General features: G+C 56.4%; 14 protein-coding genes and 1 other annotated feature. Of the genes, 7 read left to right on the forward strand and 7 right to left on the reverse strand.

The window, feature by feature from the left end; all coding sequences use genetic code 11:
• Window positions 1-2 precede the first annotated feature (2 nt).
• Complete coding sequence (locus HMPREF3142_RS15770; protein ID WP_043876179.1) at window positions 3-1,370, forward strand: PepSY-associated TM helix domain-containing protein; 1,368 nt, start codon at window positions 3-5, stop codon at window positions 1,368-1,370.
• Between the two features lie 8 nt (window positions 1,371-1,378).
• On the opposite strand, the gene HMPREF3142_RS15775 is transcribed toward HMPREF3142_RS15770, so the two are convergent.
• From HMPREF3142_RS15775 to HMPREF3142_RS15785, 3 genes are read right to left on the reverse strand one after another with little or no spacing between them, the layout of a single operon-like run.
• On the reverse strand, window positions 1,379-1,861 hold the full coding sequence (locus HMPREF3142_RS15775; protein WP_008806089.1) for an OmpA family protein: 483 nt from the start codon (window positions 1,859-1,861) through the stop codon (window positions 1,379-1,381).
• A gap of 13 nt (window positions 1,862-1,874) precedes the next feature.
• Window positions 1,875-3,098, reverse strand: a complete 1,224-nt coding sequence (gene dgcN, locus HMPREF3142_RS15780; RefSeq protein ID WP_008806088.1) for a diguanylate cyclase DgcN/YfiN — start codon at window positions 3,096-3,098, stop codon at window positions 1,875-1,877.
• Complete coding sequence (locus HMPREF3142_RS15785; RefSeq protein WP_012540842.1) at window positions 3,091-3,600, reverse strand: regulatory sequestration protein YfiR; 510 nt, start codon at window positions 3,598-3,600, stop codon at window positions 3,091-3,093. Before HMPREF3142_RS15785 ends, dgcN begins: the two co-directional genes overlap by 8 nt.
• Window positions 3,601-3,942: 342 nt before the next feature.
• On the opposite strand from HMPREF3142_RS15785, the gene aroF reads away from it, so the two are divergent.
• The 3 genes from aroF (at window position 3,943) to HMPREF3142_RS15800 (ending at window position 7,079) form a co-directional block, all read left to right on the forward strand.
• The gene (gene aroF / locus HMPREF3142_RS15790) at window positions 3,943-5,013 is read left to right on the forward strand and encodes a 3-deoxy-7-phosphoheptulonate synthase AroF (protein ID WP_008806086.1); all 1,071 of its coding nucleotides are present in this window, start codon (window positions 3,943-3,945) and stop codon (window positions 5,011-5,013) included.
• A gap of 9 nt (window positions 5,014-5,022) precedes the next feature.
• Entirely contained in the window at window positions 5,023-6,144 is a 1,122-nt protein-coding gene (gene tyrA, locus HMPREF3142_RS15795; protein ID WP_048267971.1) for a bifunctional chorismate mutase/prephenate dehydrogenase, read from the forward strand.
• A gap of 62 nt (window positions 6,145-6,206) precedes the next feature.
• A complete protein-coding gene (locus tag HMPREF3142_RS15800) occupies window positions 6,207-7,079 on the forward strand; it encodes an SMP-30/gluconolactonase/LRE family protein (protein ID WP_012540844.1) in 873 nt (290 codons plus the stop codon).
• Here the strand turns inward: HMPREF3142_RS15800 and pheA are convergent.
• From pheA to bamD, 4 genes are all read right to left on the reverse strand, one after another.
• Window positions 7,076-8,236 (reverse strand): bifunctional chorismate mutase/prephenate dehydratase, encoded by a 1,161-nt coding sequence (gene pheA, locus HMPREF3142_RS15805; RefSeq protein ID WP_070612215.1) that lies wholly within the window; start codon window positions 8,234-8,236, stop codon window positions 7,076-7,078. The two genes, HMPREF3142_RS15800 and pheA, sit on opposite strands and share 4 nt — an antisense overlap.
• Window positions 8,237-8,260: 24 nt before the next feature.
• Window positions 8,261-8,385 (reverse strand) — a sequence feature (Phe leader region).
• Window positions 8,337-8,384, reverse strand: coding sequence for a pheA operon leader peptide PheL (gene pheL / locus HMPREF3142_RS29070; protein WP_100632159.1), 48 nt, complete (start codon window positions 8,382-8,384; stop codon window positions 8,337-8,339). It overlaps the preceding feature by 48 nt.
• A gap of 105 nt (window positions 8,386-8,490) precedes the next feature.
• Window positions 8,491-8,826 carry a ribosome-associated translation inhibitor RaiA gene (gene raiA / locus HMPREF3142_RS15810; RefSeq protein WP_002914111.1) on the reverse strand — a complete coding sequence of 112 codons (336 nt, stop codon included), beginning with the start codon at window positions 8,824-8,826 and terminating at the stop codon, window positions 8,491-8,493.
• 271 nt (window positions 8,827-9,097) lie between these two features.
• Window positions 9,098-9,835, reverse strand: a complete 738-nt coding sequence (gene bamD, locus HMPREF3142_RS15815; RefSeq protein WP_004145664.1) for an outer membrane protein assembly factor BamD — start codon at window positions 9,833-9,835, stop codon at window positions 9,098-9,100.
• Between the two features lie 131 nt (window positions 9,836-9,966).
• On the opposite strand from bamD, the gene rluD reads away from it, so the two are divergent.
• The 3 genes from rluD (at window position 9,967) to clpB (ending at window position 14,378) form a co-directional block, all read left to right on the forward strand.
• Window positions 9,967-10,947 (forward strand): 23S rRNA pseudouridine(1911/1915/1917) synthase RluD, encoded by a 981-nt coding sequence (rluD, locus tag HMPREF3142_RS15820; RefSeq protein ID WP_012967426.1) that lies wholly within the window; start codon window positions 9,967-9,969, stop codon window positions 10,945-10,947.
• A complete protein-coding gene (gene yfiH, locus HMPREF3142_RS15825; protein WP_008806081.1) occupies window positions 10,944-11,675 on the forward strand; it encodes a purine nucleoside phosphorylase YfiH in 732 nt (243 codons plus the stop codon). The genes rluD and yfiH overlap by 4 nt, the downstream gene beginning before the upstream one ends.
• Window positions 11,676-11,804: 129 nt before the next feature.
• Window positions 11,805-14,378, forward strand: a complete 2,574-nt coding sequence (gene clpB, locus HMPREF3142_RS15830) for an ATP-dependent chaperone ClpB (RefSeq protein ID WP_070612216.1) — start codon at window positions 11,805-11,807, stop codon at window positions 14,376-14,378.
• Window positions 14,379-14,543: the final 165 nt, after the last annotated feature.

A 14,543-nucleotide genomic window follows, 5' to 3' on the forward strand; every position in this document is an offset into this window, starting at 1 on the left:
GTATGACAACCTGCACCTCGCGCGCGGCATGGTTAAACCTGCTGCGTCGCCTCCATTTCTACATCGGACTGTTTATCGGACCGTTTATCTTTGTCGCTGCCCTGACCGGCACGCTGTACGTGGCGACGCCGCAGCTGGAAAACTGGCTCTATCACGACGCGCTGCATGGCCTTGCCGACGGGACCCCGCAGCCGCTCAGCGCCCAGATTGCAGTGGCGGAAGAAGCGACCCAGGGTAATCTTCGGCTACTGGCGGTGCGGCCGGCCCTCGCGATGGGGGAGACCACCCGGATTATGTTTGTTGACCCGAGCCTGGGCGAGTCAGAATCCCGGGCCATTTTCGTCGATCCGATCTCGCTACGGGTGAAGGGCGATATGACGGTCTACGGTACCAGCGGCATCCTGCCGCTGCGCCAGTGGATTGATTATGCGCATCGTTCGCTGCTGCTGGGCGACAGCGGGCGGTTATACAGCGAACTGGCTGCCTCATGGATGTGGGTTGCAGCACTGGGTGGCATTGCCCTGTGGGCGATGACACGTCCAAAACGGCGGATCAATAACGCCCTGCAGAATCATCGTCGGTTGCACGTGACGCTGGGCTGGGGCTTACTGCTGGGCATGCTGCTCTTCTCCGCCACCGGCCTGACCTGGTCGCAATGGGCTGGCGGTAATGTGGATAAAATGCGGGCGGCTTTCGGCTGGTGGACGCCGCAGGTGAATACCCTGCTGCACGGTGAGGCGCCGATGGCGCACGATCCTCATGCCGGGCATCATATGGACGGGATGGCCATGCAGCATCAGTCAGTGCTGCAGCCAGCGCAGTTTGACCTGGTGCTGGCGGTGGCCCGTCAGGCGGGGCTGAACGCCAGCCGGCTGGAGATCCGTCCGCCGGTTTCGAAGGAACGTGCCTGGACGGTAAATGAGATCGACCGCCGCTGGCCGACGCAGGTGGACGCGGTGGCGATCGATGGCGCCACGATGCAGGTGGTGGATCGCACCCGGTTCGCCGACTTCCCGCTGATGGCGAAGCTCACCCGCTGGGGCGTCGATTTCCACATGGGCGTCCTCTTTGGTCTGGTGAATCAGTTGCTGCTGGTAGGGTTCGGCTGCGCGCTGTGCGTCACCATCGGCGTGGGCTACCGGCTGTGGTGGATCCGCCGTCCGCCTCAGGCGGTCTGGGATCCGGCGCATTCGCTGCTGCAGGCATGGCTGTCGCTCGCCTGGCCTGCCCGTGGGCTGGTACTGGGGATAGCGTTAGCCCTGGGTCTGGCCATGCCATTGATGGGGGCAAGTCTGGTGCTGTTCATTGCCGTTGACTACCTGCGCTGGCGCGCGGCAACGGCAATGAGGATGGCGAAGTCCAGCGATTAAGCGAAGGCTTACGGCGTGCTGATGACCACCGTGACCCGGCGGTTTTCAGCGCGCCCGGCCGCCGTGTCGTTGCTGGCGATCGGGTATTTCTTGCCAAGGCCGCGGGTGACTAAATGACTGCGCGGGACATGGGCGCCTTCCGCCCAGGCATCGGCTACGCTATTGGCGCGCTTAAGCGACAGGGCTTCGTTATAGCTATCCTCACCGTAATTATCGGTGTGGCCTTCAAGGCGGCTATGGGTGATCCCGGTCGCCGCCAGCCGCGAGGCCATCGTGGTGATCTGCTGGCGGCTGTCGGGACGTAGTCGGTAGTCATTCTTGTCAAACAGGATGCTATCGGATAAGCCCAGGGACCAATCGCCATTGCTTTCAGTGAAGCCGTAAGATTTCATCGCCGCCACCTGCTCGGGGGTAAATTTTCCCTGAGGAGCCTGGCAACCTGTCAAAAGCGCCGCCGCCATCAGGGCGGGGACGAAATATTTTCTGAGCATAATGAGTCCTTTATTATTTCAGCGTCTGCTGGATACGTTGGTTTTTCATGCGATACATATTCTGATCGGCAAGTTCTTGCAGTGATTCCGCGGTGGCGTGCTCCCACGCCAGGGCATAACCGACGCTCAGCGAGAGCGTGGCGCTATGGCCATTGTGCAGGTTGAATGGCGGAAGAAATTGTTCCGACAGCGCCTGGCACAGAGCCTGCACTTCGGCTTCCGAGCGCACCTCACGCAGCAGAACGGCAAACTCATCGCCGCCGAGACGCCACGCCAGATGGCGTTTTCCGGCGAAGGCCATCAGGCGGCTGGCGACCTCCGTCAGCACTTTATCGCCTGCCGCGTGCCCCCAGTTGTCATTGATCAGCTTGAAGTTATCGCCATCAAGAAACAGTAATGCCGAGGTCTGGTGATCCACCTCGTTCTTCATCAGTTCGGCGAGCGCGTTGCGAAAGGCGGCGCGGTTAGCCAGGCCGGTCAGCGGGTCATGAAGCGAGCTACGCAACAGCTGGGCATTCTTGGCCTGCAGCTGGCGCTGCCAGTCCTCCATCTCCCCCAGCAGGCTGTTAAAGTCCTGGGCGAAAAGATGGAATTCCTCAATACGCTCCTCGGGCACCCGACGTGAGAAATGACGGTTTTCACGAATATCGTGCACAACCTCGGTAATGCTCTGCAGGGCGGTGACGATCCCCCGGTGCAGGGAGTGGGTCAGCAGCAGGGCGATGAATGAGGCGAGCAGAATGCTGCCGGTCAGTACCAGAATCGAGATACCGAGAAAGTGGCTGATCAGTTCATCAAGCGCGGTCAGTCGCAGCTCGCCGATTTGTTTGCCCTGGTGCCAGATGGGCTGCACCGTGGGCTCCGGAAACAGCCATTGACTGATAAGGCCGCTCACTTGTTCTTTGTTGGCCAGCGGTTCATGGCGCCATGCGGCGAAGTGCTGCTTCTGGCCGTTGAGCACAATCGCCTGGGAAATCTGCCCTTGCTTCCCCAGTGAAGCAAGGGTCTCCTCCGCCGCCGCGCTATCGCCAAACACCAGGGCGGCTTCGAGGCTGCGACCCATGGTCGCGGCAGTGAGCTCTAGATTTTTCTGCGCGTACTGCTTGAGCGTGAAGATTGAGGCTGTGCTTAGCAGCAGCCAGACCAGCGTCATGGAGATCACCACGCTTATCACGCTAATTCGACGAAGCGCGCGTTTAAATGTCGGGCGCGCGGTCTGTGAAAAGTCCTTATTCATGTGGTTTTTTCCGGGCAAGCATCAGGACGTCCGGGTTAACCCGGACCCCGCTGTGCGTCAGAACGTCCAGATTAACGGAGAAGCGGACCCTGTCGTCGTTGATGATCAGGCAAAACGCGCTACCAATGGAGCAATCCGTATTTTGTTCTGCGATGAGTAAAAGCGGCTTCGGGCCATAGCGGCGAGTTAATTCCGACTGTTGGGTCGGCGATTCGCTACCAAAATAAAAACCATCGCAGGTTGTTTTTAACGCTTCTTCACTATTACGTACTATCACCGGTTGATAGGGCAAGGCATCCGGATCTTCATGAGCCAGGCTATGGGTGAAGCGTGATGAGGCAAAAATGCACAGCTTCGGCGCCCCTGTTAATGCCGGCCAACGGGTGTAGGTCACGATCCCGGAAACAATAGCGCGAACATGTTCTGAAGGTCCGGCAGCAAAAACAGGAGATACCGCGATGAGAAAAAATACAGTCAATAAAAGACGGTGTAATACTGTCATTAACGCTTCCGTCAAATTCGCCATAGCGCGGGAAAAGCCGCTGCCGATGCCCGGCGCAGAATACCACTGTTAACAAAACCCGTCATTACATGCGCCCTTTGCTTTGGGACAAATCTCACCAGGATTTTTCGTAATCGCGATCGCGATAGCGCGCAAGTTTGCTGTGAATTTTGGCTTTGTAAACATTTTTGTACATATTTTGTCGAGTTAAGTGGCAATTAATTTGTTGGTGTAAATTAAAATTTACGGAATATGGATTGAATTCTTTACTTTGTGTGGTATCGTTACGCCATGCCCGCTGAGGCACCCTTTATCGCAAACGAGCTACACAGGATCGCAATCATGCAAAAAGACGCGCTGAATAACGTACATATTACCGACGAACATGTGTTAATGACCCCGGAGCAACTGAAGGCGGAATTCCCGCTAAGCGTTGAACAGGAAGCGCAGATTGCGCATGCCCGTGAGACTATCTCCGATATTATCGCCGGCCGCGATCCGCGCCTGCTGGTGGTTTGCGGCCCTTGCTCGATCCACGATCCGGAAGCCGCGATTGAATATGCTCGTCGATTTAAAGCTCTTGCCGCAGAGGTCAGCGATAGCCTCTACCTGGTGATGCGCGTCTACTTTGAAAAACCCCGTACCACTGTCGGCTGGAAGGGGCTGATTAACGATCCGCACATGGATGGTTCGTTTGATGTTGAAGGCGGCCTGAAGATTGCGCGTCGTCTGCTGGTCGAGCTCGTCAATATGGGACTGCCGCTGGCGACGGAAGCACTGGATCCGAACAGCCCGCAATACCTTGGCGATCTGTTCAGCTGGTCTGCTATCGGCGCACGTACCACGGAATCACAAACGCACCGCGAAATGGCCTCTGGCCTGTCGATGCCGGTCGGCTTTAAAAACGGTACCGACGGTAGTCTGGCGACGGCCATCAACGCCATGCGCGCCGCGGCAATGCCGCACCGTTTCGTCGGCATCAACCAGGCCGGGCAGGTCTGCCTGCTGCAAACGCAGGGTAATCCGAACGGCCATGTGATCCTGCGCGGCGGTAAGGCGCCGAACTACGGTCCGGAAGATGTGGCGAAATGCGAAAAAGAGATGGCGCAGGCGGGACTGAAACCGTCGCTGATGGTAGATTGCAGTCATGGGAACTCCAATAAAGATTTCCGCCGCCAGCCAGCCGTGGCTGAATCCGTTGTCGCACAGATCAAAGATGGCAACCGCTCCATTATCGGCCTGATGATCGAGAGTAATATCCACGAAGGCAATCAGTCCTCTGAACAGCCGCGTGAGACGATGAAATACGGCGTTTCGGTGACGGATGCCTGCATCAGCTGGGAAACCACCGATGCGCTGCTGCGTGAACTGGATAAGGATCTCCGCGGCCATCTGGCGGCCCGTTTGGTGTAAGAGGAAAGTATGGTTGCTGAACTGACCGCGTTACGCGATCAAATTGATGAAGTGGATAAAGCGTTGCTTAGCCTGCTGGCTAAGCGTCTGGAACTGGTGGCCGAAGTCGGCGAGGTGAAGAGCCAGTATGGTCTGCCGATTTACGTCCCGGAGCGCGAGGCGGCGATGCTCGCCTCCCGGCGTGAAGAGGCGGCTGCGCTCGGCGTACCGCCGGATCTGATCGAGGATGTTCTGCGTCGCGTGATGCGGGAATCCTATTCCAGCGAAAACGACAAAGGCTTCAAAACCCTGCACCCGAATCTGCGGCCGGTGGTCATCGTCGGCGGCGGCGGGCAGATGGGGCGTCTGTTCGAGAAGATGTTAACGCTGTCCGGCTACCAGGTGCGTATTCTGGAAAAAGAGGATTGGGCGCGGGCGGCGGATATCGTCGCCGATGCCGGCATGGTCATCGTCAGCGTACCGATTCACACCACCGTGGAGACGATCGGCAGGCTGCCGCCGCTGCCGGCGGATTGCATTCTGGTAGACCTTGCCTCGGTGAAAGCGGAGCCGCTGCAGGCGATGCTGGCAGCGCATCAGGGCCCGGTTCTTGGCCTGCACCCGATGTTCGGTCCGGACAGCGGCAGCCTGGCGAAGCAGGTGGTGGTCTATTGTGATGGCCGCCAGCCGGAGGCCTATCAGTGGTTCCTCGAACAAATTCAGGTCTGGGGAGCGCGGCTGCACCGCATCAGCGCCGTTGAGCACGATCAGAACATGGCGTTTATTCAGGCGCTGCGCCACTTTGCCACCTTCGCCTATGGCCTGCACCTGGCAGAAGAGAATGTACGTCTTGAGCAACTGCTGGCGCTTTCGTCACCTATTTACCGGCTGGAGCTGGCGATGGTGGGGCGCCTGTTTGCCCAGGATCCGCAGCTGTACGCCGACATTATTATGTCATCGGAAAATAACCTGGCGCTGATTAAGCGCTATTACCAGCGTTTCGGCGAAGCGATTGGCTTGCTGGAGCAGGGCGATAAGCAGGCGTTTATCGACAGCTTCCGTAAAGTCGAACATTGGTTTGGCGATTACGCTCAGCGTTTCCAGAGCGAGAGCCGCACGCTGCTGCGTCAGGCGAACGATAATCGGCAGTAAAGCGAAAAAGATGTATACAATAAAGCCAGCGACCGCTGGCTTTTTTTATAGGGATGACAACGATGGCTGAACCACAACCGCTGTTTGACTACACCGGATACCTGCCGGAATGCCCGACCTGGAGCGAGGCTGAACAGGCCCTCTACTGGGCCGATATCATGGAGTGTGAAATCCACCGCTACGATACCCGCAGCGGCGAACACCAGGTGCTGCAGTTTCCGGAGGAGGTCGGCTGTTTCTCCCTGCGTGAGAAGGGCGGATTTATCGTTGCATTACGCAGTGGCATCTGGCTGACCGACGCCCACGGCCTGCTGCGGCGGAAAGTCTGTGATAATCCGAGCAATCCGGAGCTGGCGCGGTTTAACGATGGTGGGACCGATCGCGAGGGGCGTTTTTATGCCGGCACCTTCTGGGGGCCGGGGGATTACAACGGCGCGCTGCTGATGCGAGTCGATAATGACCTGAAGCCGAAAGTGATCCAGTGTGATATCCATGGCGCCAACGGTCTGGCGTTTAGCGCCGACCAGCGCTGGATGTATACCTCTGATACGCCGAACGCCGTGATCTACCGTACGCCGCTGGATGAACAGGGTGAGCCTGGACGACGCGAGGTGTTTCGCCGTTTCCAGCCGGGCGAAGGCATCCCTGACGGGGCGGCGATCGATGTGGAGGGCTGTTACTGGAGCGCGATGTTTGACGGCTGGCGGATTGCTCGTTTCTCGCCGCAGGGCGAGGAGCTGGAGACTTACCCGATGCCGGTTCGTTGTCCGACAATGGTCTGCTTCGGTGGGGCGGATATGAAAACGCTCTATATCACCACAACCCGGGAAAACATGGAGGACGATGAGCTGGCGAAGTACCCGCTGTCAGGCGCCATCTTCACCCTGCCGGTTGCGGTGGCAGGGATGAAGAAATTACCGTTCCGCGAACGTTAAACCGGATCCACTGGCACCACGTTTTCGCTGGGGTAGCAACCGAGGACCTTCATGGAGCGGGTGATTTCCGCCAGCTCCTTTAATGCCTTGCGCATGGGCAGCGAGTCCAGGTTGGCCTGAATATCGAGATAAAACATCTCTTCCCAGGGATTGCCGTGGATCGGGCGAGATTCCAGTTTGGTCATGATCAGATTGTGGTTGCGCAGCACCAGCAGGGCTTCCACCAGGGCGCCCGCCTGCTGACCGGTCGCCATTAACAGCGTGGTCTTGGCCGGAACCTGATCGGAGACGTTCACCGCTTTGCGCGCCAGGACGAGGAAGCGCGTGATGTTCTGCGTCTGGTTGGCCTGGCAGTGCTCCAGCACCTGCAGGCTATACAGGGCGCCACCCGCTTCGCTGCCTAGTGCCGCAACGGTCGGGGAGTTCGCCTGCGCCACTTTTTCCATTGCCGCCGAGGTGCTCTCGGTATATTCAATCTTCCAGTGCGGGTAGCGGCTCAGATACTGGCTGCACTGCTGGAACGGCTGCGGATGGCTGTAGACGGTCTGAATTTTATCGGCATCCGTCGAGGTGCTAACCAGCACGCAATGATCGATAGGGATCGTCAGCTCGCCAACGATCGACAGGCTGGTGTGCTGCAGCAGATCGTAGACGTCGTTGATCCCGCCAGAGCTGGTGTTTTCAATCGGCACCACGGCGTAATCGGCCTGGCCGGTCTCTACCTGATTAAAAATATCGGCGAACTTCGCGCAGCCGCTCTCAATAAACTGCTCAAAATGGCGAGCGGCGTACTGACGCGCCGCCAGATGCGAATAAGAGCCTTTAGGGCCAAGGAAGGCCACGCGGGCCGAATGCGGATTAATTTTATTCAGATGCTGCTGCAGCAGGGTTTGTTGGGTCAGGACGGAGTCTTCGATGATCAGCTGGAACAGGCGGGTGATGTAGTGCGCATCCAGATTATGGCGCTTGCCGATGGTCATCAGACGCTCCAGCAGATCGCGTTCGCGGTCAATATCACGCACTGGACGGTGGGAGGCCAGTTTGGCTTTACCAACCTCAACAGCCAGCCCGCGGCGCTCCGCCAGCAGAGCAAGCAGTTTCTCGTCCAGGGCGCTTATCTTATCGCGCAGCGCCAGTAATGGGTTTTCCTCGGTCATAGATGTTGCCTTTGTTGTTATCAAATAAAAAAGGCCTCCCGGGTGGGAGGCCTTATTGTTCGTCTTCGCATTCTTTCTTATACGACGAATTGCCTCCCGGTCAGGGGAAGGTAAAAAAGAATGCGAAGAAGAACGGGACACGTTTCATGGTAAATTCCTTGAGGTAGTGGGGATTACAGTACCTGTACTGTTTTCACTCTGTCAATAAAAAACGCGCCCGAAGGCGCGTGGCATGACACAACTTAAGTTAAGGATTACTCTTCTTCTTCCACAAAGCCTGCCTCTTTCACCGATGTTGCGGCGCGGCGGGCTTCCCCTTTGTGTTGCACTTTATTCAGCTGCCGTTCCAGCTTGTTGATCAATTCGTTAATGGCGGCGTACATATCTTCATGACGCGCACTGGCAACCAGATGACCGTTTGGCGTATTGATGGTTGCATCAGCGATAAAACCCTGCGGCTCCTTAGACAGAATGATGTGCGGGTTGATTAAATGAGTTTGCCACTTATCCAGTTTGGCGAGACGGTCTGCGACATGCTGGCGGATTGCCGGAGTAATTTCCATTTGTTTACTGGTAATGTTCATTGTCATAAATTTTACCTCTTGTCTTTCCCGTCTTGGTGAATCCAGCATACCTTTCCCAATGTCAAAAAGCGTGATCTAAATCACATTTTATTGTCACTTTTTGTCAACGAATTCATTTTGTGAGACAGGGCAGGAAGAAGTGAGATTTTACTTGTCGAACCCGGTAAAGCAGGCCATATTTGATGAGTTAACCCGGCGCTAAACCGCTTCAGCTTGACGGGATAAAGTATAAAAAAACGGCAGCCACTGGCTGCCGTTTGCGATCCATGAATCAGACTCAGGTGTTCTTGCTGTTCGCGGCGATTATCTTCGCGACTTTGTCCGCCTGGGCGTTCATTTGCATCTGACGATAGGCGTTTTCCATCTTCGGCAGGGCATCGCGGGTGGCCTGGGTATCCGGATAGTTACGCATCATACCTTCCACGCGGTTCACGACGGCAACCCATGCGCCACGGTCGGTGTAGTAATCCACGACCGACAGCTCATATTTGGCCAGGCGATCTTTCAGGAACACCATACGTTTATAGGCGTCAGTGGCGTACTGGCTGTTCGGGTAACCACGCACCAGTTTGGAGAAGTCATTGAAGGCATCGCGCGCGTGCTGTGGATCGCGGTCAGAGCGATCGACACCAAAGAAGCCCTGCAGGGCGCTGTCATCCAGGGCCATGTTGGTCAGGCCGCGCATATAGATGACGTAATCGATATTCGGGTGGGTGGGGTTCAAACGCATGAAGCGATCGATGGCCGCCTGAGCCAGCGGCAGATCGGCGTTTTTGTAATACGCATAAATCAGATCCAGCTGTACCTGTTGGGAATAAGGGCCGAATGGATAACGGTTATCCAACGCTTCCAGTTGCGTTATCGCCTGTTTCCAGTTACCGTCCTGCAGTTTTTGCTGGGCGGTCGCGTAGATTTCATTCGGCGGATTATCAGGCACCTCTTCCTTAGAGCCGGAGCAACCCACCAAAGCCAGGCTCAGTGTGGCGGCTGCCACCAGGTATTTCATGCGCGTCATGACGTTTTGACTTCCTCAAAATGTTTATGCGGGAGAATCTCTGTTCCTGCTCCCGATTAAGACCAGCTACAATAGCACACTATATTAAACGGCAAAGCCGTAAAACCCAACGTTAAACGAAGAAGCTGTATATGGCACAACGAGTACAACTCACCGCAACGGTGACCGAAAATCAACTCGGTCAACGCTTAGATCAGGCTTTGGCCGAATTGTTCCCTGATTATTCGCGATCGCGGATAAAAGAATGGATCCTGGACCAACGCGTATTAGTCAATGGCAGCATTGGCGATAAGCCGAAAGAAAAAGTGCTGGGGGGAGAGCACATCGCTATCGATGTCGAAATCGAAGAAGAGGCGCGCTTCCAGCCGCAGGATATTCCGCTCAATATCGTTTACGAAGATGATGACATCCTCGTGATTAACAAACCGCGCGATCTGGTTGTGCATCCTGGCGCGGGCAACCCTGACGGTACTGTGCTGAATGCGCTGCTGCACTACTATCCGCCGATCGCCGATGTGCCGCGCGCGGGGATCGTGCACCGTCTGGATAAGGACACCACCGGTCTGATGGTGGTGGCGAAAACCATTCCGGCACAAACCCGGCTGGTGGAGTCGTTGCAGCTGCGCGAGATCACTCGCGAGTATGAAGCGGTGGCCATCGGTCATATGACTTCCGGTGGCACAGTGGAAGAGCCGATCAGTCGTCACCCGACGAAACGTACCCATATGGCGGTGCATCCGATGGGCAAACCGGCGGTGACCCACTACCGCATTATGGAACATTTCCGCATCCATACCCGCCTGCGCCTGCGCCTGGAAACCGGTCGTACGCACCAGATCCGTGTGCATATGTCGCATATCACCCATCCGCTGGTGGGTGACCAGGTATATGGCGGCCGGCCGCGTCCGCCGAAGGGCGCGTCGGAGGAGTTCATCACCGCGCTGCGTAAATTCGACCGTCAGGCGCTGCACGCCACCATGCTGCGTCTGTACCACCCGATCACTGGCATTGAAATGGAGTGGCACGCGCCCATCCCACAGGATATGGTCGAGCTCATCGAGGCGATGCGTGCCGATTTTGAAGCCCATAAGGACGATATTGACTGGTTATGACTAAACTGATTGTACCGCAGTGGCCGATGCCCCGCAGCGTGGCGGCCTGTAGTTCGACCCGCATTGGCGGCGTGAGTCTGCCGCCCTATGACTCGCTCAACCTGGGCGCCCATTGCGGAGACAATCTGCAGCATGTTGAAGAAAACCGGCGGCGGATGTTTGCTGCCGGTGGCTTGCCGTCTTACCCGGTTTGGCTGGAGCAGGTTCATGGCACCGATGTTCTGACGCTGGACGGCGGACCCTATCCATCGAAACGCGCAGATGCTTCTTATAGTCGTACGCCAGGCACCGTCTGTGCGGTGATGACCGCCGACTGCCTGCCGGTCCTGTTCTGTAACCGCGACGGCACCGAAGTCGCCGCGGCGCATGCGGGATGGCGCGGCTTATGCGAAGGGGTTCTGGAAGAGACGGTTGCCCGTTTCGCCGATAAAGCCGAAAACATGATGGCGTGGCTGGGCCCGGCCATTGGTCCGCAGGCATTTGAGGTGGGGCCGGAAGTCCGGGATGCCTTTATGGCGAAAGACGAGAATGCGCACCGGGCTTTTCGTCCGGCAGGCGAGAAATATTTTGCTGATATCTATCAACTGGCTCGGCAGCGTCTGGCAAACGTCGGCGTTGAGCAGATTTTCGGCGGCGATCGCTGCACGCTAAGCGAAAAGGATGATTTTTTCTCTTACCGGCGCGACAAGACCACCGGTCGTATGGCAAGTTTCATTTGGCTGATATAACCTAGAGAATCAAGACGATCCAGAAGGCAAACTTATTTTTCGCATAGTTCAGGTCTTTAACCTTGAATAATTGAGGGATGACCTCATTTAATCTCCAGTAGCAAATTTGACCTGTTTATGGGAGGAGTTATGCGTCTGGATCGTCTTACCAATAAATTCCAGCTTGCTCTTGCCGATGCCCAGTCACTCGCACTCGGGCACGACAACCAATTCATCGAACCTCTTCATTTAATGAGCGCCTTACTGAATCAGGAAGGGGGATCGGTACGTCCTTTATTAACCTCGGCGGGCGTCAATGCCGGGAAACTACGCACTGACATCGAGCAGGCCTTGAGCCGTTTACCGCAGGTGGAAGGCACCGGCGGCGATGTACAACCTTCTCAGGATTTAGTGCGGATCCTGAACCTTTGCGACAAGCTGGCGCAAAAGAAAAAGGACAACTTTATTTCGTCGGAACTGTTCGTTCTGGCGGCGCTTGAATCGCGCGGTACGCTGACCGACCTTTTAAAATCCGCCGGAGCAACAACCGCCAACGTGACTCAGGCGATTGAACAAATGCGCGGAGGTGAAAGCGTGAACGATCAGGGTGCCGAAGACCAACGTCAGGCATTGAAGAAATTTACCGTCGATCTGACCGAGCGAGCCGAGCAGGGCAAGCTGGATCCGGTGATCGGCCGTGATGAAGAGATTCGCCGTACCATCCAGGTACTGCAGCGTCGTACCAAAAACAACCCGGTACTGATTGGTGAACCCGGGGTGGGTAAAACGGCAATCGTCGAAGGACTGGCGCAGCGTATCGTCAACGGCGAAGTACCAGAAGGGTTGAAAGGCCGTCGGGTATTGGCGCTGGATATGGGGGCGCTGGTGGCCGGGGCGAAATACCGCGGTGAGTTTGAAGAGCGTCTGAAAGGCGTGCTGACTGACCTGTCAAAACAGGAAGGCAACGTCATTCTGTTTATCGACGAACTGCATACCATGGTGGGCGCTGGTAAAGCCGACGGTGCGATGGATGCGGGTAACATGCTGAAGCCGGCGCTGGCGCGTGGTGAACTACACTGCGTCGGGGCGACGACGCTTGATGAATACCGTCAGTACATCGAAAAAGACGCCGCGCTGGAACGTCGCTTCCAGAAAGTGTTCGTCGCCGAGCCGACGGTAGAAGATACCATCGCTATTCTGCGTGGCCTGAAAGAACGTTACGAGCTGCACCACCACGTGCAGATCACTGACCCGGCGATTGTCGCGGCGGCGACCTTGTCGCATCGCTATATTGCCGACCGTCAGCTGCCGGATAAAGCCATCGACCTTATCGATGAGGCGGCGTCCAGCATTCGTATGCAGATCGACTCCAAGCCGGAAGAGCTGGACCGTCTCGATAGACGTATTATCCAGCTGAAACTGGAACAGCAGGCGCTGAAGAAAGAGTCTGATGAAGCGAGCCTGAAACGTCTCGATATCCTCAACGAGGAGCTGGCGGATAAAGAGCGTCAGTACTCGGTACTGGAAGAAGAGTGGAAAGCGGAAAAAGCCTCTCTCTCCGGCACCCAGACTATTAAAGCCGAGCTGGAACAGGCGAAAATCGCTATCGAACAGGCGCGTCGCGTCGGCGATCTGGCGCGGATGTCCGAGCTGCAGTACGGCAAAATTCCGGAACTGGAGAAACAGCTGACGGCTGCCACTCAGTCCGAAGGGAAAACCATGCGTCTGCTGCGTAATAAAGTGACGGATGCTGAGATCGCCGAAGTGCTGGCCCGCTGGACCGGTATCCCGGTCTCCCGGATGATGGAAAGCGAGCGCGACAAACTGCTGCGTATGGAGCAGGAGCTGCATCATCGGGTGATTGGCCAGGATGAGGCGGTTGAAGCGGTATCGAACGCCATTCGCCGTAGCCGCGCTGGGCTATCCGATCCGAACCGGCCGATTGGTTCGTTCCTGTTCCTCGGTCCAACCGGGGTCGGTAAAACCGAGCTGTGTAAAACGCTGGCTAACTTTATGTTCGACAGCGACGACGCGATGGTGCGTATCGATATGTCCGAGTTTATGGAGAAACACTCCGTCTCGCGTCTGGTCGGTGCGCCTCCGGGATACGTCGGCTATGAAGAGGGTGGTTACCTGACCGAGGCGGTGCGTCGTCGTCCTTATTCCGTCATTCTGCTGGATGAAGTGGAAAAAGCGCACCCGGATGTGTTCAACATTCTGCTGCAGGTACTCGACGACGGGCGTCTGACCGACGGGCAGGGGAGAACGGTCGACTTCCGTAATACGGTGGTCATCATGACCTCGAACCTCGGTTCCGATCTGATTCAGGAACGGTTTGGCGAACTGGACTACGGTCATATGAAGGATCTGGTACTGGGAGTGGTAAGCCAGAACTTCCGTCCGGAGTTTATTAACCGTATCGACGAAGTGGTGGTCTTCCATCCTCTGGGTGAGAAACACATTGCTTCTATTGCCCAGATCCAGCTGCAGCGTTTGTATAAACGCCTGGAAGAGCGTGGGTATGAAGTGCGGATGTCCGATGAGGCGCTGAAGTTGCTGAGCGCCAACGGTTACGATCCGGTATACGGCGCGCGGCCACTGAAACGCGCTATTCAGCAGCAGATTGAGAACCCGTTAGCCCAGCAGATCCTTTCCGGTGAGCTGGTTCCGGGGAAAGCTGTCGAGCTGGTGGTGAAAGACGACCGTATTGTGGCAGTGCAGTAAATCACAAAACGACAAAAACGGGCCCAACGGGCTCGTTTTTGTTTAAAAACCAGGCAAGAATTAAAGCTCAACACCTGGTTTGGTTGAAAAGTGAGCGGTTGAATTCTTTTTTTGAATTTATCCTTGTCACTTCAGAATTACTCCCTATAATGCGCCTCCACTGAC

Source organism: Klebsiella sp. HMSC16C06, assembly GCF_001808325.1.
Lineage (GTDB): Bacteria > Pseudomonadota > Gammaproteobacteria > Enterobacterales > Enterobacteriaceae > Klebsiella > Klebsiella variicola.